General features: G+C 58.3%; 1 pseudogene. It reads left to right on the forward strand.

Annotated features, from left to right (window positions below):
• Nucleotides 1-54: 54 nt before the first annotated feature.
• Nucleotides 55-264: pseudogene (locus tag SB816_RS32450) on the forward strand (indolepyruvate ferredoxin oxidoreductase subunit alpha); the annotation flags it as partial.

Below are 264 nucleotides of genomic sequence, written 5' to 3' on the forward strand. Positions count from 1 at the left end.
GCCGCTTTTGGCGCAAACGCCACCCCATATATACCGCCAAGCAGGAGCGTTTTAATGACTCACGTTGACCGAAGGCTGCATCAAGTGCAAATACACGGACTGCGTGGATGTGTGCCCGGTGGATTGCTTCCGTGAAGGTCCCAACTTTCTCGCCATCGATCCGGACGAGTGCATCGACTGCGCCGTGTGCGTCGCCGAGTGCCCGACCAATGCGATCTATGCCGAAGAAGACGTTCCGGGCGACCAGCAGCAGTTCACCGAGCT

The organism is Achromobacter sp. SIMBA_011 (assembly GCF_046535435.1).
Lineage (GTDB): Bacteria > Pseudomonadota > Gammaproteobacteria > Burkholderiales > Burkholderiaceae_B > Achromobacter > Achromobacter dolens.